Genomic DNA, 25,313 nt, shown 5'->3' with positions numbered 1-25,313 from the left:
CTTGGTCCGCCGCCGACTCCGGGGGCGCCGGGGTCAACCCGAAATCCCGCCTTGCACATCTGGCACCCAAGTCACAACAGGCGTAACGTGTCATTTCCGCCAGGAGGATGATGCGGCCTTGGACGGTGTGCTGCCACGAGCACCATCGGGTCGGCCTCGGGTCGCCGCGGTCGGCGCGGTCCTCGCCCTGTGCCTGGTGGGGGCTCCGCTGATGTCCCTGTTCCCCGTGGGGGTCTGGGACACCGCCCGCGCCCTGACGATGAGCGGCGCGGGGCAGGGGGTGCTGCTGCTCGCGCCGGTGGTCGCCGGAGGCGTCCTGCTCATGTTCTGGCTGTCGGCCCAGTGGCTGGAGAGGTCCGGCGTGAACCACCCCTTCGCGTCGGCCGCGCTCGTGACGGCCACCGCCGTGGTCACGCCCGTGGTCGTCGCGTTCCTGGCCCCGCAGGTCAGGCCGCTGCCCTGGGGAACGGCCGCCAACACCGCCTTCCTGTCCGGGACCGTCGCGACGCTGGGCATGGGCGCGTCGATGCTGCTGGACCGGCCGTCCGCCGGCTGGCGGCCGGGGGTGCTGCCCGCCGTGGCGGTGGTCGCCGCGCTGCTCGCGGCGCTGCCCGCCGTGGGGGACGCGGTGCTCGCGCGGGCGGCCGACGAGCGTTCGCGCGCGCAGATCATGTCCTTCGAGCGGACCATCGCGGTGCTGGACCACCCGGGCTGGTCGCTGGCCCAGGTGCACGAGGTGGAGGACGGCCTGCGCCTGACCTACCGCGACGGGAACGGGGCGCCGCTGCACGTGCTGACGTGGGACGGCGCGCGTTCGGCCGAAGCCGGGCTGGACGAGGGCTGCGGTTTCCCCGGCACGTGGTGCCGCGACCTGGGGGAGGCGGTGGTCGTGCACCACGCCGACGGCCACCCGAGCGAGCTGCGCACGCACCTCGACGACGGCACGGTGGCGATCCTGCTTCCGGAGCCGGGCACGCCCACCGACCTGCTCGGGGTGTCCCGGGCGCTGCGGCCAGAGGAGCCCGGTGAGCGCCGCGACCTCGTGGAGGCCGTCACCGCGTGAGGCGCCGCGCGGGGCCGTCCCCGAACACCCCTCAGGGGCCGCCGGGCGGGTCCGGGAACGCGGACCGGCCGGCGTCGCCGTACAGGCGGCGGGCCAGGTCCCTCATGGCCCCCCGCATCCCCGGCGGGTCCCGCTCGTCCGAGCCGACCGAGGCCAGGTGGGACGAGAAGGAGCCGAAGAGGTGGTCGCCGTCGCGGAACCCCTCGGGCAGCTCGGCGAACCACCGGTAACCGCACGGCTGGTGCGGGACCCCGGCCTCCGTCAGGAATTCGTCGATGTCGCGGTCGACGCCCGCCCGGTCGGTGCGCGTCCTCTCCTCCCACCGCTGGACGCGCCTTCCGCGGCTCTCACAGGTCACGTGGACCGGGGAGGGCGTGCGCCGCTCCGTGCACCGGACGGCGTGCTCGGGGCCGATCGCCCAGGCGACAAGGGCGTGCCAGCCGGATTCGGGGACCTCGGTGAACCTCCTGCCGCGGAGTCCGGGTTGTTCGCCGGTGTCCGTCTCGTGCGGGGGCAGGGGGAGGACGGGGTACTCCGACCACGAACGCCCGCTCAGGTCCTTGCGCCGCCCGCCCACGTGGAAGTGGACCAGCTCCGCCGTGGTCTCCTTCCGATTCCCGGAGGTCCGGTGGTCGTCTCGCGGCCCGTCGCTCATGCGCAGCAGCCTTCCCGGGGTTCGAGGGGTGCGTACCGCCCGTTCCTATCGCGCGGCGGGGGCCGGAACCAGGGGCGAAGGGACCGGCCGTGCGGCCGGGAGCGGCCACGCGCCCACCACCACCGGCACGCGGAGGCCTCGCCGCGCACGGAGCGCGGAGCCCCGGCACGCGCGAAGGCGCCCCCGGTCGGAACCGGGGGCGCCTTTCGGTGCCGGGATCAGGAGAGGGGCGGAGTCAACCGCCTCGGCTGGTGGAGCCGCTTTCGCGGTGCCTCAGCCGTTCTCCTTCTTGATGCGCTCGACGAGCATCTTCTTGCCTTGGTCGCCGGCCTTCTGGTTGTTCTCCTGGATCCGGCGGAACCACTGGGCGAGCTCGTCGTCGCCCTGTTTCTCGGCGTCCTTGATGTAGCCCTCCAGGCGCCAGACGTTCTCCAGCGACTGGTGGACGGCCCAGACCAGGTTGTAGTTCTTGTCCTTGAGCGGGCTCTCGGGCTCAGCCATGACAACCTCCTCGCTGTCGTTGTCGCGTCTTTCCGCTGCCGGAATCCCACTGCCCAACCCGCCCTACGGGTACACACGGCGACGGACGAGGACGCGCGGCCCCCGTTCAGCCCCGGCCCGGCCGTTCCCGCCGGGCGCGCGACCCGCCTACTCGGACGCCGCGGTGTAGTAGTAGGGCTCCTCGTCCTCGTCGTAGTCCTCGTCCTCGTCGTCCCTGCCTTCGTCGAGGTCGAGTTCGACCCCGGTCCCGGCGAACGCGGCCCGCACCCGCTCCACCATCTCCTCGCTCATGAAGTGGTGGTGCAGGTCGAGCTTGCGCAGACCGGAGAAGGCCTCGGCCCGGTCGACGAGCTCCCGGGCGCCCTGGTCCGTCAGGATGCCCAGGGACAGGTCGAGTACCTCCAGGTGCTTGACGACGGGCGCCCCGGCCAGCACCGGGACCCACTCGGCCCACTTCTCGGCGTTGCGCACCCCCAGGTACTTCAACCGGGGGAACGCCTCCCCCGAGAGCACCGGCGCCAGGTCCTGCGGAGAGGCGCTGCCGCCGTACTCCTCCATCCCCAGCCACAGCTCCAGGTGCTCCAGCGCGGGCAGGCCCGAGGACGCCACCTCGCGCACGACCCGGCCGGGCAGTCCACCGCTCTGGAGGGTGAGAGAGCGCAGCGAGGCGTGCGAGGACACGTGCAGCCCGAGCCGGCCCTCCATACCGTCGGCGCCCTTCACGGTCAGCTCCTCCAACCGGGGGAAAGCGGCCACGAGCGGTCCCAGGTCGGGCTGGGAGATCCAGGAGAGCTCGCACTCGTCGAAGGTGATGTCACCGAAGAAGACCGAGCGCAGGTTCGGCAGCGCGTCGGCGTGTTCGACCAGCAGGTCCGCGGCCTGGTACAGACCTCCGTCGGAGGCGTAGCCCCATTCACCGATGACCAGTGCCGTGAGCTGCCCGGGGTCCACCTCGGACAGGAACCGGGCGAAGTAGTCGGTCCCTTTGTCCTCGGGGATCGTGTGGAGGTGCTCGCTGGTCCGCAGCCGCCACGCGGTGGAGGCGGGGTCGCGCGGGTCTGCACCCCCCTTCCGGATCTGTTCGAGCCGCTCCTCCCACGTGCCTCTGGCGGGGAACTCGACCACGGGCAGACTCGCGAACTCGGTGAGATCGGACATGAGGGCTCTCTTCTCAAGCTTCAGGGGGTGGAATGTCCCCCATGCCTAGCAGTTCCGGGCGACAGACGGGGGCTCGGTGGTCTTCCGCCCCCGGGGGTGACGGCCTGCGACCGCCCTCCAGGACGACACGCCTCAACCCGGCCGGGCACGGCCGGGCTACTCGGCCGCCGCGGTGTAGTAGTAGGGATCGTCCTCGTCGTCGTCCTCGTCCTGCTCGGGCTCCAGCCGGTCGGACAGATCGATCTCGACCCCGGTTCCGGAGAACGCGGCCCGCACGCGCTCCTCCATCTCCTCACTCATGAAGTGGTGGTGCAGGTCGAGTTTGCGCAACCCGAAGAAGGCCTCGGCCCGGTCGACGAGTTCCCGGGCGCCCCGGTCCGTGAAGATCCCCAACGACAGGTCGAGCACCTCCAGGTGCTTGACGGCAGGAGCCTCGGCCAGCGCCGGAATCCACCCGTCCGCACCCTCGGCGTTGCGCACACCCAGGTACCTCAGCCGGGGAAACACCTCACCGGAGAGCACCGGCGCCAGGTCCTGCGGGTAGGTGTCGCCGCCGTAGTCCCACACCCCCAGCCACAGCTCCAGGTGCTCCAGAGCAGGCAGCCCCGAGGACGCCACCTCGCGCACGACCCGACCGGGCAGGCCACCGCTCTGGAGGGTGAGGGAACGCAGCGAGGCGTGCGAGGGCACGTGCAGCCCGAGCCGGCCTCGCATGCCGTCGGCGCCCTTCACGGTCAGCTCCTCCAACTGCGGGAAGGCGGCCACTAGCGGTGCCAGGTCGCTCTGGCTGATCCAGGACAGCTCGCTCTCCGTCATCTCGATGTCGCCGACGAAGACGGACCGCAGATTCGGCAGCTTGTCGGCGTGCTCGATCAGCGCCTCCAGGAAAGCCTCCGGACCTCCCTGGGCGGGATAGCCCCAGGCACCGATGACCAGCGCCCTCACCTGCGCGGTGTCCACCATGGACAGGAAACGGGAGACGTGTTCCTCGCACCCTTCCTCACGGACCCTCCTGGCGCCGTCGCTGGTCCGCAGCCGCCAAGCCACGGAGCCGGGAGCCTGCGGATTCCCTCCCTGCTTACGGATCTGTTCGAGCCGCTCCTCCGTCGTGCCGCTGGCGGGGAACTCGACCACGGGCAGACCCGCGAACTCGGTGAGCTCAGGCATAGGTAATCCCTTCAGGGGTGGAATGTCCCCATACCTAGCAGTTCCGGGAGACAGACGTGGAAGAGCGGAGGCCAGCCGATACGCGGGAAGCCGCGCCCGGCCGGAGAGCACCGGTGATCGGCCCGGCCACCACCAGCCCCGGCCTCAGTCAGGGGACAAGACCGACAAGACGACGGGGGGACTCGTACTCCTCCTTGCTCGGGTCCTCTGTGATCACCAGGGCACCAGGGGCGAGGAGCATGGATTCCGGCGGGGGGCCCAACGCCGGAACAACACCTCGTGGTCCGTCGTTGTCCGGCCGCCTCTGTACTTCGACCCCCAGATCGATGACGCGCGATTCCCCGCTGTCCCAATCAGTGACCACCAACTGTGCTGGATTCCACGACAGCTCGTCCGTATTCCTCTCGTTGACGTCGAGCCATGCGATTGATTCCTCCAGCGCCAGAGTGAAGCTGCCGCGCGAGCGGTCCAGGGGTTCCGAAGCGGGAACGGTTACGGAGTGTTGGACTTCGCCGGACAGGTCGGAATAGGAGTACTCGTGCTCGTACTCCCTCTCCTCAAGCTCCTCGAGACTTCCGGACCCTCCCCCCTCGGAGGTGCTGCGCACGCTTACGATGGCTTCCTCAAGGATTCCGAACGCCGTGCCACTCTCACCAGTGAAGAAATCCGCATCCGCGAGGACTTCTCCGGTCACCGGATCCAGCAACCATTCTTCTTGGTAGTCGCTTCCTCTGGCAGCAGCCGCAACCATACCCGAATTAGGCTCGACTCCGAAATCAAACGGAGTAAGATCGATGCCCGCATTAACTTCGACTTCATGCCGCCACAGCTCAGACCCGGTTTCTATGTCAAGCCCGATCAGGGCAAGCGTGTGATCCTTCACCCCACTGAGCCCTCCAGGCTCCAGGACACTCTCGTCCACAAAGCTACTGGAAACTATCAGTACACCCCTGGAGAACACAGAATTCCTTGCGACGAAATATCTTTCTTCACCCCCTCCCCTCTGCCCTGGAGATACAGACCAGAGTTCTTCATCGTTGCCTAACCCCAGGGAAACAACCTCCCCTCCTCCTGACTCATGATCTCGGTAGATGATCCGAGAATCGTTGGACAACACACCTAGTTTTTCATTCCCTGACGCGTAAGAAGAAGGCCCAGAGCCATCGAAAGGCATGTGGGCGAACTCTACGACTTGACCTCCCCTGATCTCACCAGTGGAAGCATCAAGAAGCACGACCTCATGGATGGGAGGTGGCTCCTCCTCACCCTCGGTCTCTTTTTCGTGGGCGCTGTACGACACAACGACGGTTTCGCCGTCCGGGGTGATATTCATGCTTGTCGCCTTCTCACCCAGGCGCCGATATCTCCACAGCTCCTCCCCAGTTTCTCCACTCACACCGATCACCCCGTCGGAGACGTACACGGACAACCCGTATGACGTGGGGCTGACGTGCCTGACGCTTGTCCCCTCCGGAGAACTCCACGTCCAGCCCACAGAACCCACATTCGCCGGAACCTCAAGGGGGTCGGCAGGATCAGCGAGGACGACGTGGTCAATCTCGGGTTCCCCCCAGCCAGGGAACACGGAACACGAGACCAGCAGTGGCACGATGAGCACCACAAGAAACGAGGTTGTCTTGTTATTTCTCAAGCTTCCGTACCTTCTTTAATGGGCTTGAACGAGATCGCCGACAGCCTGCTCGGGTGGGGGACAGCCAGGCTTGCATTCGATGTGGAGGTCGAGCCTGAACACACCCCGCACAAGGAATAAGGAACTACGCGAAACCAGGACGAGGCCGTAGAGGCGGCCTTCGACAACTTAGCCTCACACGCCCGCGACCAGCGAATCAAGGCATACGGCATCGGCAAGGGGACCTCCGAGAATTCCTGCCACATCATCGGCCTCCTCGGGCACATCGTCACGGTGAGCATGGAAACGGTCGCCATCGTAGAAGCCCTGCCGTCTCTGGAGATCCTGGAGGTCTGACGGCCGGGTCCCCGCTGCCGCTCCCGTACCGCTGGAAGCAGCAGCGGGGACCCGTGACCGGTCAGGCGGGTGTGGAAGCACGCGGGCGGCCGAAGGCGCGGCGTCCGGTGCGGGGGTCCCTGCGGATCCTGGCGGAGGCAGGTGCGCAGGAGGGAGCGGTCGTGAGCCCCGGGACGAGGGTGGTTATGGGCTTGGAGGCGAGGGTGGTTATGGGCGCGGGGGTGGAGGCCGGAGCGGGACCCATGGCCGGTCGGGCCCAGGGCCGGGCGGCGGGCGGGTCGGTATCCGGCGCGGATTGCGAGGTACTGCGCGGAGTGCCGTGCGGCCACAGGGCGAGGAGGAGGGCGTCAATGTCGGCGGCCTCGGTCAGCCCGGCCGGACCGGCGATCCAGAAGGACTGGGTGGCCTCGCCCCACCAGATCGTCAGGTCGCGGTGGCGGGCCTGAACAGCGGCGGCCTGGGCGTGCTCGTGGGCGAACTCGGCGCGGTGGCCGCCCAGGCGCGGAAGCTGCTGGGCGCGGCGGGTCCGGCAGGAGGGGTGCTCGCAGGTCGGGCAGACCGGGCCGACGAGCGGGGTGCGGCGCGGGAGCGGGCGCGGCATGGGCCGAACGCCTTCGGAGGGGCGCGGCGAGGGGATAGGGTTCTGCATCAGATCCTCTTTCCTTGCTTATGACTGGTTTGGTTTCTGGGGATTCAGGGCCCGGGAAAAGCGGTGGTGCGCTCTCCTGGGCCCGTCTTGCGTCTCAGGTCAGTCGATGCGGGCTCAGTTGCTGGATTCCCACTGGCTTCCGGTGAGGTCGTAGGCCAGGTAGAACCACACCGTGCGGAAGTGGGCGTTGCCGTTGTCGCCCCACTCGGAGGCGAAGGCGTTGACCATGGCCAGGCCCCGACCGGATTCGGCGTTCAGGTCCAGCCCGTTCGCCCGGGGTTGCAGGCAGGCGTCCTTCTCCCTCAGGCCGCCCCGGTCACGGCAGGACAGGTGCAGCCCGGCGCGGTGGCGGTGGACGAGAAGGGTGTAGGTGCCGCCGGGACGGCCGGAGAGGCTGTGGCGGATGCTGTTGTTGGCGAGTTCGCTGCCCAGCAGGGTGAAGAGGTAGCGGTAGTCGGCGGACTTCGCGGCGGCGCAGGTGTCCAGGAACGCCCGGACTAGGGGCATCACGGATGGGGTCCCCGCGAAGTCGTAGCGGCGCAGCCGGTAGTTGGGCCGCTCGGGCTGGCTGGAGAAGTAGTGGCGGTGCGCGGGCCGGATGAAGCTGGTCAGCGGGACCGTGGCCTCACCCAGCGCGGGCATGGGCAGCGGGGCTTTCGCGGGCATGACGAACACACTCCTTGGCATGGCAGGTCATGAGCAGGGGTTTCGCGGTACCCGTCGAAGGAGTCTCACGGTTGACGTGATGCGCGGCACGGGCAGGTCGTAGCCTGACCGACAGGAACCCTGTGTGATCCCTCGGTGACTACACCCTCAAGCTAACCGTTATCATTCGAGTTATGCAAGCGCTTCTCGAATCCTACCTACGAGTAACTAATTAGGCTCACAGCATGCAAGATCCCCGAAGCCCTTCCTTGCGCCTTCGCCGCCTCGCTACCGAACTCCGCAACGCACGACAAGCCGCTGGCTACACCGCAGCCAGAGCCGCCAAGGAGCTTGGCTGGAGCTCTCCCAAAATCACCAAAATGGAAACAAAGACATCAAAACGGATAAATACTGATGACCTGGATGCTTTGATGGACTTGTACGGCATCACCAGCCCCGAGAAGCGTTCATCCATGCAAGCGCTCGCCAAGGACGCCCGCATGCGAGGTTGGTGGTCCAAGTACAAGGACGTCTTCAAGAACGAGACGCTGCCGGACTTCGAAACAGAAGCATCGGTTCTTAGGTCCTATGACGTCCAGGCCATCCCAGGGTTGCTACAGGTACCCGAGTACACAGCTGACATCTTCCGAGGTGCCCGCTACACAGATCCCAAGGAGATTGAACGGCATGTCGAGGCACGGATGGCTCGCCGAGAGATCCTGGTCAGACTCAACCCTGTGCACCTTCGTGCCGTCATTGATGAAGCTGCGTTCCTACGCCCGGTTGGGGGACGCAGCGGGATGCTGGCTCAGATGAAGCACCTGATGTACATGGCCCAGCTTCCGAACATCGATATCCAGGTACTTCCGCTCGACAAAGGAACACATGCTGGTTTCACCGCTTCTTTCATGATCCTGGACTTCCCAAGCCCTCTGGATACGCCCATCGTCTGCATCGAGACTCTGTCTGATGCCCTCTACCTCGAAGAAAACGATGATGTAGAGATGTATATCGCCACTTTTGGGGATATACAGGGCTCAGCTGTCAGCGCCCTGGAGTCCGCCAACATCATCCACAATCACATCAGGAGACTGGAGAACCACCGATGAAAGCCGACAGCCTGTCCTTCTACAAGAGCAGCTACAGCGGTCGAGGTGTCAACTGTGTCGAGGTCGCGCACGTCCCTGCCGACTTCCGGAAGAGCACATACAGCGGGCAGGGTGTGGACTGCGTGGAGGTCGGCGGCCTCCCCTGCGGCGCCGCCATCCGCGACTCCAAGCATCCGGACGCCGGGCACCTCCCCTTCCCCGCCCCCGAGTGGACCACCTTCCTCAACGCCGCTCGCGGCCGGAAGCTGTAGACACCCCACACCCTCCCGTCCTCCCCGCCGCCCCTGACCCACAAGGCGTGACACAGGCACGCAGACACCCGGAAGCCCGCCCCTGGGCCTCCGGGTGTTCCGCTACAGGGAAGCGGAAGGCGGCGGCTGCGCCGTGTCCCCGTTCCCTCGCCTGATGGGCTCGGCAGGTTCCCCGGGCTGGACCGTCTGGACGGCCTGGGCTGTCTGCGTCGCCTGGTCCGCCTGAACGTTCCCCGGAAGGCCGTCGGTGCCGGAATCCGCGTCCCGCTCGCGCAGCATGCGGTCCAAGCGCTCGACCTGCTGCCCGAGTTCTACCAACCGGTTCATGACCGCCTCGTGCTGGACCTCCTCCAGCTCCTGGTCCTCGGCCCAGCGAGCCTCACTGATCTCCTGCTCCAGGGACGTGACGATCACCGCGATGACCAAGTTCAGCATGATGAACGCGGTCAGCACGATGTAGCAGACGAAGAAGATCCAGGCCGTCGGGTGCTCCGCCAGCACCGCGTCCGAGACGTCCGGCCAGCCCTCCGTCGTCATCAGCAGGAACATCGTGTACAGCGACGTGCCCAGGTTGTCGAAGAACTCGGGCACGGCCTCACCGAACAGCTGGTGGGCGATGATCGCGGAGGTGTAGATGACCACCAGGAGCAGGCCGATCACCGTCCCCACCCCCGGCATGGCCTTGAACAGCGCGGTGATGATCTGCCTCATCTGCGGGACGGCGGTGATCACCCGCAGGATCCGCAGCACCCGCAGGATGCGGAGCACGGCGAACGGGCCGGTGGCCGGGATCACGGAGATCGCCACCACCAGGAAGTCGAACCAGTTCCAGCCGCTCCGGAAGAACCGTCCCCGCCAGGCGTGGATCTTGAGGGCCATCTCGACGACGAACACGCCGACGACGACGTACTCGATGATCACCAGATACGGAAGGGCAGAACCCCCATAAGTCATCCAACCCAAAATCACGGCATTGACCAGAATCACCGCGAGCATGATGTTGGAGAACCACTGACTCTCCACAAGTCTGGTGATCTGAGCACGCCGCAATGCCGATTCCCCCTCCGCAATTCCACTTCCGAGTGATTCGGACATGGAGTATTCAAATATATCGAACCGGGCTCGGTTCTGTGCAGCGCACCCGCCTTTGGCCAGCCACACACACCTTCACGCTCACAGCAGCAGCCGCCCCACCCCGTGCCCACGCTTCACGGAAGGCACACCCTCACTGGTTCGGGCGGTCGCCGAGAAGGTGACGGAAGAGGAAATGGCAGGTGCCGTATCCCACATCACGGCTTTCGGTCCGATCAATGACCGAAGCCGGTGAGACCGGAAACACCGCGCCCGTTGGAGGCACTCCTCCTGAGCGGAAGGGCCTTCCCGATGAGAGGCGCGAGGGGGGCCGTGAGGAGGAGGGAGAAGAGGCGTGCGAGGGTGCGCGGGCGGATGGGCGTTGGTTCGGGAGGTCCTGCACGTCACTGGTATGTTCACTGCTGGCCACGGCAGGAAGCCCGACACGGTGACGAGCCCGAGCCGTCGACAGCGCCAGCGCCCGCGACCCAGGAAGAGACATGGCGGAGCTGAAGTACTTCACAGGTTCGATGAACTCGGGCAAGAGCACGATGGCCCTCCAGGAGCACCACTCACGCGGCGGCGAAGGGGTGCTGTACACGAAGCAGGACCGTGCCGGAGCGGGCATCATCTCGTCCCGCCTGGGCCTGGAGTCCCCCGCCGTGGAGGTGGGCGACGACCTGGACCTGTACGACGACATCGCCGACCGCAAGGCCCCCTACGTCATCTGCGACGAGGCCCAGTTCCTGTCCTACAAGCAGGTGGGGCAGCTCGCGGGGGTGGTGGACGGGATGCGGATCGACGTGTACTGCTACGGGATCCTCACCGACTTCCAGGGGCAGCTGTTCCCCGGCTCGAAACGCCTGGTGGAACTCGCCGACAAGATCGAGGTCCTGCCGGTGTCCGCACGCTGCTGGTGCGGCGGCCGCGCCACCCACAACGCGCGCGTGGTGGACGGGGTCATGATCTACGAAGGCGAGCAGGTGCACATCGGTGGCAACGAGTCGTACGCCACCCTGTGCCGCCACCACTTCATGGCCGGAGTCGCCTGACCGGACCAGAGCCGCGGACGCCCACGGCCGTCCGGGCACCGTAGCCGCAGGAAAACCGACGGGCTCCGGCCTGTCGCCTCACTCCGGGATCCAGTACTCGAACCCGTGTCCAAGGAAGCTTGCAATTTTCCTTGCTTCGTTCGTGAACTCATTCTCCGATATGGAACCGGCCGAAGTCTCTGCCTGCTCGTCAAAACGAATCTGGTACACAGCACTCCTCGTCTGGATGAGAGCTATGTACACCGACTGCCCCTGATCTCCGGTTCCGTAAACCGCATAGGACTTATCTCCAAAATCGGCTTCTCTCTCGGATTCCACCTCGGCCAGCTCATCGGAGAGCCCTGACCGCAACCCCTCATATCTGGACGACGCGACCTCCTCAGCGGAATCCCCTTCCTGGGCATCGATAACCGCCTCATAGGAGAAATGGAAATCCCAAGGTGCCGAATTCGAACTCGGAATAATCGTCCAGACACAATGGTCCCGGACTACTCTCTCCGCACCTTCAATCTCTGGTTTCCCACCGGTAGCGGTGTCAACGTAGTCCTCCCCGCCGTCCTGGCGTGTGGTGTTGATGGAGGACAGATGGTCCAGATTTTCCTGACAGACATTCATCTCCTCTTCGGCCAGAGAGGACCTGGGCTCACCGATCTGCTCAGCCGGGTTTCCCGCAGAGGTGTCGGGGTCCGTTCCGATACCGTCGGAAGTGAAGTTGAAGAAGAGGCTGACCACGCCGACCAGCACTCCGAAGACACCGAAGGCCGCCAGGGTTCCGCATCCGAAAACCGCTGCGGCGGCTTTCCAGCCGTGCAGTCCCTGCTTCCTTGACGGTGCCTTCTGGTCAACCACGATTGTCCTGTGCCTCCAACTGGGCCTGCACGTCCGGGTGCTCAAGTGGACGGGTGAAACCCATGACATCCGCACGATTGGGGTCATCGTACTCGCGCACCGCGATCGGCCCACAGTTGGTGCACCAGGCCTCGACCATCAGCCCGTCACCGATCACCATTCCCACGTGTCCCGGTCCGGGGGGCTCCCCCGCCCGACTCACATGGAAGAACACCAGGTCACCGGGCTGCTCCTCTCCCGGTGAAACCTCGGGGCCGAAACCCCACTGGTCCTGGGAGATCCTCGGAATGGTGACACCGATGCTCTCGTAGGCCTTCTGCATCAGACCAGAGCAGTCGAACCCGACCGGCCCGATACCTCCCCAGATGTAGGGCTTCCCGCGCTGGGCCAGGGCCCAGTCGACCACGGCCTGGGTCAGCTCGTCCGGTGCACTTCCGATCGGGGCGCCCTGCGCGTCGAGCTGACAGGCGACCGCGGTCTCGATGGAACCCGACGTGTCGTACGCCCCCTCCGCGTACTGCTCTGCCCACTCCAGCACGTCGTCCACGTACCACCAGGCGTGGTTGTAGCCGTAGATGGCCTGACGGACATCCTCCTTCAGACCGTGGGCGATGAGGTAGTCGGCGGCGGCCGGGATCGCGTCGGCGGGGTCGTAGACGCTGACGATGCCGTCGTCGTTTCCGTCGACGCCGTACCCCTGCTCCGGGCGCTCGTCCACCGGCTGCACGGGCTCGCCGCCCCAGCTGTTGCCCGCCGCGGAGCCATCCAGGGAACCGAACTGCATCGGTCCGGCCGCACCCCAGTCGTTGTGCCCCTCGGTGATCCCCGGGCCCTCCCAGCGCCCGTGGTGGGACTCCACCTGGCCCACACCCGCCAGGATGTTCCACGGGATCCCGCGATCCTCCCCGACCTCCGTGTAGATCCGCAGGTAGTTCTCCGGGATGGAGTTCATGGCGTAGCCGCTCGCGTCCGGCTGCTCGGCGTCCGCGTCCGGGCCGCAGACCAGGCCGTTCGCCATCATGGAGCCGATCTGCTGTGTGGTGTTGGTGATCACGGGGATCACCAACATCGCGAACATGGTCGTCAGGGCGACCGCGATGGCGACGATGGCGCCGAACCACAGGCCCGCGGCGCCCCTGTCAGAGAGCCTGCGGGTGAAAAGGGAGATCACGGGGTCATTCCTCTCCGAACTGCCCGGCATCGGCGGGCTGGAAGTCGAAGACCCTCCAGGAGCCGCCGCTGCGCACCACGGTGACGGCGAACTCACCGAGGTTCTCGTCGAACTCGGCGCTCCCCGTCTCGGTGATGGACTGCGCCGTCACGACGAAGGTGACCGAGTCGGCGCCGAAGGTCCGTACCGAATCGATCTGGGCCCGCCCCTCGGCGACGGCCCCGGCCTCGGACATCTGGCTCCAGAAGGCGCCAACCCTGCTGGTCTCGGCCAGAACCCCGGCGAACTCGGGGGTGGCCAGCTCCTCCATCGAGGCGTAGTAGGACTCGGGGGACTGGGTGTAGTCGATGGTCCCGTAGGCCTCGGCGAAGGCGCGGGCCGCCGCCCCGGCCGCCTGGAGCTCCGCCTCCGTGAAGGGGAACCAGTCGAGGACGTCCACGTCCTCGGCGGCGGTGGTCGGGATCGGGCTCGGCTCGACGGTGGACAGCCCGTCCGGGCCGCCGGGTCCGCCCGGCGGCTCCTCCTGGGCGGCTTCGGGTTCCGGGGAGGCCGCGGAGGGAGCGTCCTCCTCCTCAGCGCCCCCGAAGCCTCCGAGGCTGAGGTAGAGCCCGAACACGACCAGCACGACGATCAGTCCGATGAAGACAGCCCGCTGGGCGCGTTCGGGGAGAGGGTTGGGCATCGCTTCGGGCCTTTGTTCGTCAGTCGTCGTTCAACCAGAAGGGGACGTCCCGCTTGCGGTCCCTCGTCGTGGAAGAACTGCTCTCCCCCCAGAAGGGGGTGATGGGCGCGTTGTCCTTGCGCTTGCCGGAACCGGTCAGCCAGCCGCCGTCGCCGTCGCCTCGCCCCCGGCTCTCGCCGGAGGGCGCGGGACGGGCGGGACGCTGGGGTGCGGGGCGTTCGCGCCGGTCCCTCGGAGCACCCCAGCGTGAGGCGCGGGCGTTGGGGTTGCCCCGGGCCGGGGTGTCCGCGCGACCGCCGAAGATGCCCTGTCCGGTACTGGGGTCGGGCCGCTCGGAACTCGCGGCGCGTCCGCTCCCGGCGGCGGGGGAGCTCCCGCCGAACACCGAGCCGCCTCCTCCACCGCCGCCGTCCCGGCGCTCGGAGCCGCCGCGGCCCCCCGAACCGGTACCGAACACGGAGGCCCAGCCGCTGTCGCCGGTACCGGTGTAACCGCCGCTGGGCCGGGGCGGGATGGACCCGGAGGCCGCACTGTTACCGGAGAGGCTCGGTGCCTGGTCACCACTGCGCGCGGGCCCGGCGGGTCGTGTTCCGCCGCCACCGGCGCCTCCGCCAGCCGGAGCGCTCCTGGTGACGTTGAGGGGCGGGGCCGCGTTGTCGCGGACCCTGCCGTACCCGGCGGTGCCGCGTGCCCGCGCTCCGTCCGCGCGGACCGGACCGCCGTCGGCCGGGACCTCGTCGCCGACCCCGGTGTCCACACCGCCGTTCGGGATTCCTCCCCCGCCCGCGGGGACTCCGGCTGCCGCTCCGGCGATCTGCGGTCCCCGGCGCAGCCCCCAGGCCTGGGCCTTGAGGTTGGCGACCGGCGGCAGCACCACCGCGCTCCTGCTGAGCGCCTGGCTCTGCGCGGCGTCACTGACGATGCGCGAGGTGAAGGTGTTCGCGTTGACTGAGGAGAACAGGTAGGCGAAGGGCTTGCGGTAAACGAAGAGGGCCACGGTGAAGAGCGCAAGCAGGATCATCTGCAGGCCCCAACCGAGGCTGGTGGACATGACCATGCCGTAACACATGACCAGGAGCGAGATCAGGAGTACGACGAAGATCTGTTTGAGGAGGAAGCCGATCATCAGCTCGACCCAGCGCAGCAGGACCATGCGCCCGTAGCCCGGGTGGATTCCGATGAGCAGGAATATGGGAGCGAGGAGGAAGAGCAGCAGGAAGGCGATCTTCAACACGATGAGAGCCACGGACCCGGCGAGGATCAGTCCCCCGGCGAAGACCGAGGCGAAAAGCGCGAGTGTGGCCACTCCCAGGCGGCTTCCTTGATCATCACCCGAAAAGAGGGGGTAGACACTGGGAAAAGATGCCTCGACACTTGAAGCGATTTCCTCGTAGGACTGCTGCTTCTCTTCAACGAGAGTTGTCGCGTCGGCCTCGCCGTCCGCAATCTGCTGCTGTTCTATACGATTGATCCCCTGGGCCGCGATCAGATCCGTCGCGTGCTCCTGCGCAGCGATCTCTGCGATATCCCCGTTTCCGAACTGCCCCGCGACCCAGGGCTGGCAAACGAGACTGGACCACAGCATGTCCGCGTTGCGCCTGACCTGGAAGTCGGCCTCGGACTCCCAATCCGCACGCTCAGGAGGCTCTGCACCAGGTGGGCAGGTCCCCGACCCTCCCCCGTAGGGCACCTGCCCGATCGTACTGGTCACCAGCTGACTGCCGGAGTTCACCAGGCCACTCGCCATACCCATGATCTGGGCCGGGTTGACGAGGATCCACAGCCCCAGAGCCGTCGCCGCGATCATCCAGATACTGGACTCGATCGTGAGCGTCATCCTCTTGCGGATGAGCCCGAACCAGCCCAACCACAGGGCGCCGAGGATGACGACGGTGGGGATCAGCGGGCGCCAGATGCCCTCCCTCAGCGTGACGACCACGTTCTCGACGAGTTCGTTGAAGCTGGCGAGGAGGCCGTCGGAGGTCGCGGCCTGGTACACCGTGATCGTCGACTGGTTGATGGTCTTGGACAGGTCCCAGGCCGTGTTGGCCAGAGTCGCCTGCGCGCCGTTGCTGATCCCGTCGACGCAGGACTCCGTGATCATGTGCCACTGCTGTCCGGCGGTGCCGTACTGGCCGTACATGCTGGCGTCGGGCGGCAGGCCGTCCGTGGAGCCCTCGATGGAGGACTGCGACTGCGGGGGCACGAGCAGGCCGTCGGAACCGCTCCCCGCCGACTCCGGCAGCGGCGCGGGCTCGCCCGGGCACAGCGGGTTCGCCTGCGCCCCGCTGAGGGGCAGCACCACGAGACCGGTCAGCATGAGGAACGTCATCAGGAGGCGTCGCCATCCCCGCCGTCGGACGTGCTGATGCGTCATCTGCTGGCTCCTGCGTCGTGGTTCGGCCGAAGGCGATGTTCGCAGACACCGGGGCCCCGTCGACGCGCACGTACACACGTGCACACCGCACGCGGTCGTGCGCGACCGCAAGGCCCCCGCATGTCTCTACCCCATCCTCTATGGTGCGTCATCACCGGGTCGGGGAACGGTCGCAACGCGTCGGGTTTTCCCCTTCTCTCCCCCGATGCGGCCAGACCTTGGAGGACAAAGACCGCCTCTGTCAACGTTTACGCAGGTAGTGGGCGTGAATGGTCTTCCGAAACACCCGGAAACCACAAGGCCACAATTTCCTAGCCCCCTCCGCACTATGAGGGGCGTCACATTCAGTTTCGCCACCAAAAGCGGACATCGGGCCATCAAACGGACTGGCACCCGATGCCAGATCCGCCTTCGGTGGAACCCCGAGTCCGCATTGCCGCAGGACCGAAACCTGACCTAGGTCCACAACGGCATCGCCCTGCCCCCTTCCGACTCACCAGTCCCTCCCCGTCCGGACAGCCCCTCGTTCCCCTGCCGACCACCGCGTTGGACCCGCCCGACTCGGAGCCGTCGTGGACGCGGTTCCGCGAGGGCCCGGACAGCGGCGTCGGGCGGGTGCCCGCCGCCCCCTCTCCGCGCCGCACCCACCGCGCGGGTGACCGCTACCGGCCACCCTCGCACCGGGGTGTGGGGAACTGTCCGCAATCGAGGGAGAATGGTTCAGGAAACACGGACGAGTGTCACAAAGTGCTGCTGTAGGGCTTTTCTCGGATAGATTGTCCTGCGCATCGTCACCCCTCTCCCGACCCCCCGAAGGGATGCGCGCCTATGTCCGCCTCCGGTCACTCCTCCGTCGGCCGCTACGAGCTGCGGGAGAGGCTCGGCGCCGGCGGGATGGGCACCGTGTGGCGCGCCTGGGACCCCTCCCTCCAGCGCGACGTGGCCGTCAAGGAGGTCCTCCTCCCCCAGGGCATGGACCCCGAGGCCCGCGCCGAGGCGCACGCCCGCACGCTGCGCGAGGCCCAGGCCACCGCACGGATCAGCGACACGGCGGTGGTGACGGTCCACGACGTCCTCGAACACGAGGACAGCCCGTGGATCGTGATGGAGCTGCTCAGCGGCAAGTCCCTCCAGTACCAACTGGACCACCACGGTCCGCTGCCGGTGGAGCGGGTCGAGGAGGCCGCCAGGTCGCTGCTCGGCGGTCTGAAGGCGGTGCACGCGGGCGGGGTCACCCACCGCGACGTCAAGCCCGCCAACATCATGCTCACCGACGACGACCGGACCGTGCTGACCGACTTCGGGATCGCGAACGTCGACGGCGGCGCCGCCCTCACCCAGACCGGCGTGTACATCGGTTCTCCCGAGTACATGGCGCCGGAGCGGTTCGAGGGCAAGCGCGCGCTGCCCGCGTCGGACCTGTGGAGCCTGGGCGTCACCCTGTACGCGCTCCTGGAGGGGCGCTCGCCCTTCAAACGGGAGAGCATCACGGGGATCATCAGCGCGGTGCTGACCGCGCCGATGCCCCCGCGGCTGTCGTTGGACGACGTGGAGCACAGCCCCGCGAGCGCGCCGCTGCGGGCGCTGATCGCGGCGCTGTTGGCCAGGGACGCGTCGGCGCGGCCCGGCCCCGACGAGGCGCTGGCCCTCCTGGAGCGGGAGAAGCAGGCGCAGAGGGACGACGGCGGCGTCGGCGCCCGGGCGCAGGACTCCCCCGGCCCCGGAGGCCGACCCGTGCCCCTCACCGGCCCCCGGGGCGCGGACAGCGGGTCGTGGAAGGCTCCGGGGAGCGAGACCCGGAGCGGGCCCGGCGGCGCCGTGCCCACCGGTCCTTCGGGGGGTTATCGGCCGCCGTTCCCCGCCACGGGCCCGGGAGCCCCCGGGCAGGGAGGCCCGGGCCAGGGCGCTCCCGGCTCCGGCCCCCACCCGCCGTGGCACGCGGCCCCGAGCGGCCCCGACAGCCCCGTATTCGCGAGCGGCCCGAACGGCCCCGGCGGGCATCAGGGCGGACCGGGCGCCCCGGCGTTCCCGAGCGGGCCCCACAGCCCCCACAGCCCGGGCGGCCCCAACGGCCCCGGGTTCGCGGGCGGACCCCACAACCCCGCATTCCCCTCCGGTCCCCACGGTCCCGGTTTCCCGGGCGGGCAGACCGGTCCGAACCTCGCCGGCGGTACGGCCGCGCACGGCCCCGGCGCGGGTCCGGGTGCCTACCCGCAGGCGCCGCACGCGATCGGCCACCAGGCCGGGCCGCAGCCGGCCCCTCCCCCCGGGGCGACCGGCCAGTTCTCCCTCCCCTTCCCCTCCGCGGGCACGCCGACGGGGCGGGGCCCGCTGCCCGGACCGTTTCCCGGCCAGCCGGTCGGCGGCCCGGGGCACCCGGGGATGTTCCCCGGGCACGGCGGCCCGGCCGCCGGCGCCCGGATGCCGTGGGAGCGCCCCCGCAGGGGCATGCCCGCGACCGTGGTCACCGCGGCCGTGATGCTGGTCCTCAACGGGCTCTACCTGCTGGTCCTCGCGTTGCTGTACACCGTGGAGTCCACCGGCGGGACCGGGGTGAACGGGGCCTCCTTGGCCCAGCTCTACGTCTGGGGTCTGCTGTCGACGGTCGCCGCGCCCGCCCTGATGACCCGGTCGCGGCTGGTCTACGGGGGCGTCGTCCTCCTGCAGATGGTGGCGGCTGTGGTCCTGGTGCTCAACATGTTCACGGTGGTGGTCTACGCCCCCGAACAGTTGCCGGTCTACGTGCTGGTGCTGCTGGTGAACCTGGCGGTCGCGGGCCTGCTGCTGATTCCGGCGCGGGCGCGGGCCTACTTCGGGTTCGGGGCGGGCTTCCGCTGACGTCGCCCCTGGCGCCTTCGCGCAGGACCCGGGGGCCGGGGTTCTGACGGCGCCGTGGGCGCCGGAGCGCCGAGGCGGTGGCATGCTGCTCGCTATGCACGAGAAACCACGGGACCGGGGGGACAGGGCGGCGTCGGGGCTGTGGGGGCGCGTCGCGTGCGCCTGGGCGGTCGCCTTCGCCGTGCTCCACCTCTACTGGGCGCTGGGCGGCAACTGGGGCCTGGACGTCTCGGCGGGCCCCGTGGCCGCGGAACGCCCCGGTTGGTTCGTGGCGGTGGGCCTGTGGGGCGTAGGGCTGCTGTGCCTCGTCGGCGGCGCGCTGGGCTGGCTCCTCTCCAGACCGCGTCCCACCGGCCCGACGGGGCGGTTGGTCAGGACCCTGGGCTGGTGCGTCTGCGCCGTGCTGCTGCTGCGCGCCGTCACCGTCGAGGTGATGCTGCTGGCCGACCCCGCGGGCCGGGAGATCGCCGTCAGCCCGGAACAGCGGATGTGGACGCTGCTGCTGTGGAACCCCTGGTTCCTGGTCGGCGGACTCGTCTTCGGTCTGGCCGCGCTGGGGTTCGCGCGAACGCGCGCAGCGGGCAGCGGCGACTCCTGAGGGCGCGCCGCGGAACACCGGTCAGCGCCGGGGACCACCGCGGGAACCGGTCGCGAGCGTGGGGCCGACCGGTCCCTGCGCCGCCCCGGACCGCTCACCAGTGGGTGACCTTCAGCTCTCCCAGCTCCCCCAGGATGACGCGCCCCTCCTCCGCCAGGACGCGCACCGTCTCCTCCGCCTCGGAGAGGGTGACGTGGCGGCCCCGCGACACCGCCTCGGAGGGCGAGGGGGTCTCCATCCACAGCCGGGGGCCGCTCTCCCACACCATCTGCACGACGGCGCCGCCGGGAGCGCTGAAGACCGCGAACGTGCCCTTGATGGGGGTGAGGCGGTGGACGACCAGGCGCGCGGCGGCCGTCTCCAGGGGTTCGGAGTAGTCCATGAAGCCGAGGCCCTCCTCGGCGGCGTCCGCGTAGTGGACCTCCAGCAGCCCGGTGTGGGCGGAGCGGGCCTCCTCGCGCGGCCAGACGGCGCCCACCACCCAGCGGCTGAGGGGTTCCTCCACGCGTTCGCGGGACAGCGCCGGTCCGTGCCGGACGCGCAGGAGGTCGAAGTCGCGTTCGAGGGCGATGCTGTGGCCCCGGTCGCTGCTCAGCGTGGCGACGAAGAAGCGCGGCAGCCAGGGCAGGACCATCCGCGACAGTTCGCGGACGCTCACGCGGCCCTGGTAGTGGGAGACCCAGTCGGGGACCTCGTAGGGCCCCGGGTTGTTGAAGGACACGTGGACCATGGGCTCGCCGTCCACGGCGGGCCCGGGGAAGGCGGCTCCGCGGCCGAAGCGGCGGCGGTTCCAGTCCATGCCGACGTGGAGCTTGCGGTCGGGGTCGCCGTCCCACTCGACCGTGAGCCCGTGGGCGCGCAGGGCCTCGGCGACCTCCTCGCCGACGGCCGCGCGGCGGATCGGGTGGCTGGCCCCGAAGCCGATGGTGAGCGAGGACCCCGCGACCGCGTGCGCGGCGTCCTGGTCGTGGTAGAAGGCGTACCCGCGCGCGGGGGTGTCGGCGGGCCGGGAGTTGCGGGCGGCGAGTTCGCCCTCCAGGGCGGTCCTGGCGCAGCGCTCGCAGCAGGTGAACTCCTCGCGGGCGATGACGCCGGACTCGTCCAGGGCGCGGAAGGCGCGTGTGAGGCGCTCGCCGTCGGTGCGGGCGGACCAGCGGCGCTGGCGCTGGACGTGCTCGGCCAGGGCCCGGTCCACGTGGTCGTGGAGCTGGGCGGAGGCCTCGCGGACCTCCCGCGCTCCGGGGTCGCCGTCCTCCAGCGTGTCGAGCAGGCTCCGGCGGGCGTCCCGGAGGAGTTCGACGAACCCGTCCCGGCCCGAGGCGACCCCGACCGCCACCGTCTCCTTGGCGGAGGTGAGGGGGTGGACGCTCTCCCTGACTTCACTCATTCGCCCAATGTGTCAGACGCGGGAGGTGTTTGGGGACGATTGCCGAAGTCACCACTGTCCGCATCCGGACAACTACCGCGACGCTGGTCACAACCGGTGCCGCGGCGGCCGGCGGCCGGCGGCCGCAGCCCCGAGCCCCCCCGGACGCGGTGCCCGCGGGCGCTCACCCGTGGGCGACCAGGTCGTACCCGGCCAGGCGGCTGACGCGCTCGTCGCGGACCTGCCGGGCGAGGGCGGCGGTGGCGGCGAGCTCGGCGACGTCCGCGGCCCGTGCGCCCAGGAAGCCCGCCGCGGCCAGGTGCTCGGTGTACTCCGCGGTCGAGTCCACCGCCTCCTGGCACTGCTCCCACTCCCGGTGGGCCGCGACGGCCTGCTCGACCAGGCGTCCGTACTCGGTGATCTGGGCGACCCGGGCGCGCACGGCCTCCTCGACGGCGTGCAGGTGCTCGCGCTGGGGCTTGAGCGCCTCCCTGACGCGGGGTGAGACCGCCCGCTGCCAGCGGCGCTGGTGGGAGCGGCGCAGTTCGCGCTGCCGGGCCAGGAGCGAGGCGAGGCGCCACTCCTGCTCGTGCAGGACGGTCAGCGCCCGGTCGGTGTCCAGGGACTCCCCGCCGAGTTCGGCCCGGGCCCCGCGCACCAGGTCGATCGTGCGCTGCACCTCCACCAGCAGGGCGTGGTCGCCCTCGCTGACGTCGTCGGGCAGCACCACCCGCTCCCGGTGCCGCTCCCGGTCGGTCCGGCGCACCCGCGAGGTGAGGGTGTCGGCGGTGACCACGGCGACGAGCACCCCGAAGACCACCCAGGGGATGCCCGGGGAGGGGTCCTGGGGTACGACGTCCATCAGCCAGGCCGGTGCGGCGACCAGTGTGCCCGCTCCCGCCGCGGCGCCCGCGGCCCGCACGGCGGGGTGGGCGTCGCGCCGGAAGGCCAGGGCGGCGACGTAGGCGACGAGGCTGACGCTGGCGATCACCATGCCCAGGTACCAGCCCGCGGTGATCAGGGCCAGGGTCGTGGTGAACCCGACGCCGAGCAGGTGGACGCCGCTGTCGGACAGCCTCGGCGGGCGGGCCTCGGGGGGCCCGCCGCCTCTGGGCGGGGGCCCCGGGGGCTGCGCCCCCGGAAGGGCCTCCAGGCGCTGGCGGGCGGGCAGGGCGGGGTCGATGACAGGTCGCGGCCGGATGGCGTCCTCACGCATGGGCGGTCCCTCGTGAGCGGTGGGGGTCGGAATGCCGGGGCTGGGGAGGTCGGGCACCCGGGGCGGAACCCGACAGGGTAGGAGATTCCCACCCGGAAGCGCCCCGAACCAGGCGCCGCGCACCCCCGTGACCGGAAAGGCTCGCCCGCCCGCCCCCTCCCCGGTGATCCCGCGTCCAGAGGCGCTGTCCGCGTTCCACAGCGCCTCCAGCAGCAGGATCACCGGGAGGAGAGGGCTCCTGCGTCACATCCGCAACAGTTTGGGATGACCGCCTAGAGCTGCTCGTCGCGTCCGCCCGCGGGCACCAGGTCCCCCTCCTCCTCGCCGGGGCGCTGGCGGGTGGGGTTGGTGTCCAGCCAGCGCAGCAGGTTCTCCGAGACCAGGTCCACGCCGATCCGCCCGACCCTGCCGTCCAGGTCCCGGAACAGGCACTCGCCGTTGCCGAGGTTGCGCAGCACGGCGAGGTGGTCCTCGTTGGTCTCCACGCCGAGCAGGGACATGACGCTCTCCACCTCGAAGCGCTCGCTGGAGCGGAAGGCGAACACCGAGGACAGGCAGTTGGTGACCTGCTCGTTGAGGAGGTCACCCGCGTTCTGCGAGACGAGGATGAGCGCGGTGTTGCGGGAGCGGCCCATGCGCGAGACCTCGGGGACGAGCTTGGCGCCCTCGGGCGTGGAGGTGACCGCCCATGCCTCGTCCAGGAAGATCGCCTTGGGCAGGTGGCGGTCCAGGCCGTTCATGAGGCGGCGTGCGAACTGGGAGACCAGGTAGAGCAGGGCGACGGACAGGCGCTGCTCGTAGGAGTAGTCGTCGCGGCCCACCCCGGAGTCGGGCAGGGTGAGCCCGCCCAGGGTGAACACGGTGGTCCAGCCCTCGGTGTCGATCCGCGCCTCGCCCTGGGGGTCGAAGCACAGGCTGGCCAGCCGCATCTCCGACATGGACTGCAGGACGGCCCCCAGGTTGCGCGAGGCCGCGCCGGGCGAGGAGACCAGGTGGTCCACGACCTTGGCCAGGGAGGGCTGGGGCTGGTTGGCGACGGCGGCCACGGCCTGGATCATGGCGGACTCGCGCTCCTCGCTCATGCGGGGCAGGAGCAGGCGCAGTGTCTCGGTGGCCATGGTCTTCTTGGCGGACAGGTCGTCGCCGAAGGCGAAGGGGTCGAGCAGGCCCGGCTGGGCCGAGCCCAGGGACATCATGCGCGCCTTGCGGCCGCGTCTTTGCAGGAGTTCGACGAGGGACTCGGCGTCGCCCTTGGGGTCGATGGCGGCGACGGTGACCCCGCGCAGGGCGAGCTGGTAGATGAGCAGGAGGGCGAGGGTGGTCTTGCCGCCGCCGGGCTCGCCGGTGATGGCGATGGCGGTGGGGCGGTTGCGGGCCGCGGCGACCATGGGGTCGAAGTGGACGATGGAGCGGGCGCGGCCGATGGTCTCGCCGACGTAGGGTCCCACCCAGCCGCCGCCGGAGTGGTCGACGCGGTCGCCGACGTCGACGGTGGCGGTGGGCATGCCGCCCGCGATGGTGCGCAGCGGCTGGCGCTGGGCGTAGGCGTTGAGGCGGATGCGGTCGCCGGGCAGGGACTCGTTGAACAGCGAGAACTGGTCGCCGGTGGAGTTGATGACGTCGATGCCGATGTCGCGGTAGTGCTCGATGACCGCCTCGACGTGCTGGCCGAGGAGGCGCTCGGTGGGCGCGGACACCATGAGGCGGTGCCAGCCGTAGACGAAGGGCAGGCGCTCCTTGGTGATGCCGTGCTCCAGCATGCGGGCGGCGTCGATCTGCTCGGCGAGCGCGATGGGCGCCTCCACCCCGGCCTCGCGGATGTGGGCGTCCATGTCGCGGGCGTGGGCGAGCTTGCGGCCGACGTCCTTGGATGCCTTGGCGGGCGGGATGAGCTTCATCCGCAGGGACATCTCCACCGGGAAGGGGAGCGCGTCGGCGTGGTGCATCCAGGGCTCGCCGTCGGGGAAGGGCATCAGGTCCGGGAAGCGGGAGAAGGACAGGAACGCGACGTGGGTGGACCCCGCGGGCTGTTCGAGACGCAGCGCGGAGCGGCCGTTGTGCACGACGCCGTCGACCAGCGCCTCGATCTCGCCGCGGCCCCAGGTGCGCCGTCCGGCCGCCGAGGGGCGGATCTCCTCGGCTGTGCCGCTGACGGCGTGCCGGATGAGCCAGGCGATCTCGTCGGAGGTGGCGTGGCGGGCGTGCAGCGAGCTGGCGGCCAGGGCGCGGCCGAGCCGCTCGGCCTGGTCGGTCCAGCGGGCGATCTCGCGGTCGTCCACGGCGTCGTCGTTGATGCCCAGGACCTGTTCGGTGCGCTGGTAGGCGCCGAAGAGCTGGGAGAACAGGCCGAGCCCGGCGCCGGCGTTGCGCTGGCCGAGGCGGACGCCGAGGTAGACCTCCTTGGTCCAGAAGTCCTTGGCCCACACGTGCCGGTACGTCTCGTCGAGGTAGTCGTACCAGCCGGGGCCGGAGTCGGAGGTGGCGTCGAGCCGGGTGGCCCACTCCGCGGCCGGATAGGTGCGGTGGGCGACGCGCAGGTGGACCTCGGCGTCGTTCATGCGGATGGCGGCGAGGGCGATGGTGACGTTGGTGGCCAGCGCCTGGCGCTCCTCGGGCGTGGTGAACTCGTAGGAGACCGTGGGCAGGCGGAAGTAGGCCCAGGCCTCGCTGTCGCTGAACAGCACGCGGTCGTCGAAGTAGCGGACCGCGAGGCGGGTCGCGCCACGGGTCCCCCTGGTGCCGGTCATCTCTTCGCCCTTCTGGTCGCGTCGCGTGGCGGGGTTCCGTCGTTCCTACCCGGACCCGCCGCCCTCGCCCCCTTCATAGTGGAGTATCGCCCCGGAACGGGAGAAGTGGACGGGGTTACGGCGCGCCAGAACCCCGGAGGGCGGCGTCGGGCCCGTCCCCC

Annotated in this window: 21 protein-coding genes; 6 read left to right on the top strand and 15 right to left on the bottom strand. The window is 69.3% G+C overall.

What is annotated here, in order from left to right; all coding sequences use genetic code 11:
* Nucleotides 1-211: 211 nt before the first annotated feature.
* Nucleotides 212-1,063: a hypothetical protein gene (locus AC0VX6_RS04330; protein ID WP_475467425.1), complete on the top strand. Its 852-nt coding sequence runs from the start codon at nt 212-214 to the stop codon at nt 1,061-1,063.
* Nucleotides 1,064-1,094: 31 nt separating this feature from the next.
* Here AC0VX6_RS04330 and AC0VX6_RS04325 read toward each other — a convergent pair whose 3' ends face one another.
* From AC0VX6_RS04325 to AC0VX6_RS04295, 7 genes are all read right to left on the bottom strand, one after another.
* Nucleotides 1,095-1,718 (bottom strand): DUF5956 family protein, encoded by a 624-nt coding sequence (locus AC0VX6_RS04325; protein ID WP_475467424.1) that lies wholly within the window; start codon nt 1,716-1,718, stop codon nt 1,095-1,097.
* A gap of 273 nt (nt 1,719-1,991) precedes the next feature.
* The gene (locus AC0VX6_RS04320; protein WP_274976295.1) at nt 1,992-2,219 is read right to left on the bottom strand and encodes a hypothetical protein; all 228 of its coding nucleotides are present in this window, start codon (nt 2,217-2,219) and stop codon (nt 1,992-1,994) included.
* A 147-nt stretch (nt 2,220-2,366) separates the two neighbouring features.
* On the bottom strand, nt 2,367-3,377 hold the full coding sequence (locus AC0VX6_RS04315) for an STM4015 family protein (protein WP_475467423.1): 1,011 nt from the start codon (nt 3,375-3,377) through the stop codon (nt 2,367-2,369).
* Nucleotides 3,378-3,533: 156 nt separating this feature from the next.
* Complete coding sequence (locus AC0VX6_RS04310) at nt 3,534-4,544, bottom strand: STM4015 family protein (protein ID WP_274976293.1); 1,011 nt, start codon at nt 4,542-4,544, stop codon at nt 3,534-3,536.
* A gap of 148 nt (nt 4,545-4,692) precedes the next feature.
* Nucleotides 4,693-6,195, bottom strand: a complete 1,503-nt coding sequence (locus AC0VX6_RS04305; protein ID WP_274976292.1) for a hypothetical protein — start codon at nt 6,193-6,195, stop codon at nt 4,693-4,695.
* 397 nt (nt 6,196-6,592) lie between these two features.
* Nucleotides 6,593-7,180: a hypothetical protein gene (locus AC0VX6_RS04300; RefSeq protein ID WP_475467422.1), complete on the bottom strand. Its 588-nt coding sequence runs from the start codon at nt 7,178-7,180 to the stop codon at nt 6,593-6,595.
* A gap of 114 nt (nt 7,181-7,294) precedes the next feature.
* On the bottom strand, nt 7,295-7,846 hold the full coding sequence (locus AC0VX6_RS04295; protein ID WP_274976291.1) for an ATP-binding protein: 552 nt from the start codon (nt 7,844-7,846) through the stop codon (nt 7,295-7,297).
* Between the two features lie 224 nt (nt 7,847-8,070).
* Between AC0VX6_RS04295 and AC0VX6_RS04290 the strand changes: the two genes are divergently transcribed.
* A complete protein-coding gene (locus tag AC0VX6_RS04290; RefSeq protein WP_274976290.1) occupies nt 8,071-8,934 on the top strand; it encodes a DUF5753 domain-containing protein in 864 nt (287 codons plus the stop codon).
* Nucleotides 8,931-9,185: a DUF397 domain-containing protein gene (locus AC0VX6_RS04285; RefSeq protein WP_475467421.1), complete on the top strand. Its 255-nt coding sequence runs from the start codon at nt 8,931-8,933 to the stop codon at nt 9,183-9,185. Before AC0VX6_RS04290 ends, AC0VX6_RS04285 begins: the two co-directional genes overlap by 4 nt.
* A gap of 102 nt (nt 9,186-9,287) precedes the next feature.
* Here the strand turns inward: AC0VX6_RS04285 and AC0VX6_RS04280 are convergent, their stop codons facing one another.
* Entirely contained in the window at nt 9,288-10,139 is an 852-nt protein-coding gene (locus AC0VX6_RS04280) for an ion transporter (protein WP_475467420.1), read from the bottom strand.
* A gap of 617 nt (nt 10,140-10,756) precedes the next feature.
* Here AC0VX6_RS04280 and AC0VX6_RS04275 point away from each other — a divergent pair.
* Nucleotides 10,757-11,308, top strand: coding sequence for a thymidine kinase (locus AC0VX6_RS04275; RefSeq protein WP_013151206.1), 552 nt, complete (start codon nt 10,757-10,759; stop codon nt 11,306-11,308).
* 78 nt (nt 11,309-11,386) lie between these two features.
* Here AC0VX6_RS04275 and AC0VX6_RS04270 read toward each other — a convergent pair whose 3' ends face one another.
* The 4 genes from AC0VX6_RS04270 to AC0VX6_RS04255 are packed head-to-tail and all read right to left on the bottom strand — an operon-like array spanning nt 11,387 to nt 16,387.
* Complete coding sequence (locus AC0VX6_RS04270; protein ID WP_475467419.1) at nt 11,387-12,157, bottom strand: hypothetical protein; 771 nt, start codon at nt 12,155-12,157, stop codon at nt 11,387-11,389.
* Entirely contained in the window at nt 12,150-13,328 is a 1,179-nt protein-coding gene (locus AC0VX6_RS04265; protein ID WP_475467418.1) for a C40 family peptidase, read from the bottom strand. The genes AC0VX6_RS04270 and AC0VX6_RS04265 overlap by 8 nt, the downstream gene beginning before the upstream one ends.
* A 4-nt stretch (nt 13,329-13,332) precedes the next feature.
* Nucleotides 13,333-14,010 carry a hypothetical protein gene (locus tag AC0VX6_RS04260; RefSeq protein ID WP_475467417.1) on the bottom strand — a complete coding sequence of 226 codons (678 nt, stop codon included), beginning with the start codon at nt 14,008-14,010 and terminating at the stop codon, nt 13,333-13,335.
* A 19-nt stretch (nt 14,011-14,029) separates the two neighbouring features.
* Nucleotides 14,030-16,387 carry a type IV secretion system protein gene (locus AC0VX6_RS04255; protein WP_475467416.1) on the bottom strand — a complete coding sequence of 786 codons (2,358 nt, stop codon included), beginning with the start codon at nt 16,385-16,387 and terminating at the stop codon, nt 14,030-14,032.
* 828 nt (nt 16,388-17,215) lie between these two features.
* Here AC0VX6_RS04255 and AC0VX6_RS04250 point away from each other — a divergent pair.
* Together AC0VX6_RS04250 and AC0VX6_RS04245 are read left to right on the top strand one after the other, a co-directional pair.
* Nucleotides 17,216-19,225, top strand: coding sequence for a serine/threonine-protein kinase (locus tag AC0VX6_RS04250; protein ID WP_475467415.1), 2,010 nt, complete (start codon nt 17,216-17,218; stop codon nt 19,223-19,225).
* A gap of 94 nt (nt 19,226-19,319) precedes the next feature.
* Nucleotides 19,320-19,823: a DUF3995 domain-containing protein gene (locus AC0VX6_RS04245; protein ID WP_274976282.1), complete on the top strand. Its 504-nt coding sequence runs from the start codon at nt 19,320-19,322 to the stop codon at nt 19,821-19,823.
* Nucleotides 19,824-19,917: 94 nt separating this feature from the next.
* Here AC0VX6_RS04245 and AC0VX6_RS04240 read toward each other — a convergent pair whose 3' ends face one another.
* The 3 genes from AC0VX6_RS04240 to AC0VX6_RS04230 form a co-directional block, all read right to left on the bottom strand.
* The gene (locus tag AC0VX6_RS04240; RefSeq protein ID WP_475467414.1) at nt 19,918-21,210 is read right to left on the bottom strand and encodes a DUF6891 domain-containing protein; all 1,293 of its coding nucleotides are present in this window, start codon (nt 21,208-21,210) and stop codon (nt 19,918-19,920) included.
* 163 nt (nt 21,211-21,373) lie between these two features.
* Nucleotides 21,374-22,405, bottom strand: a complete 1,032-nt coding sequence (locus AC0VX6_RS04235; RefSeq protein ID WP_475467413.1) for a hypothetical protein — start codon at nt 22,403-22,405, stop codon at nt 21,374-21,376.
* Between the two features lie 272 nt (nt 22,406-22,677).
* The gene (locus AC0VX6_RS04230; protein ID WP_274976279.1) at nt 22,678-25,152 is read right to left on the bottom strand and encodes an ATP-binding protein; all 2,475 of its coding nucleotides are present in this window, start codon (nt 25,150-25,152) and stop codon (nt 22,678-22,680) included.
* Nucleotides 25,153-25,313 lie beyond the last annotated feature (161 nt).

The organism is Nocardiopsis sp. iso_25 (assembly GCF_056173305.1).
The sequence above is the reverse complement of the archived record's forward strand: the minus strand, read 5'-3'. Positions and strand labels throughout refer to the sequence as shown.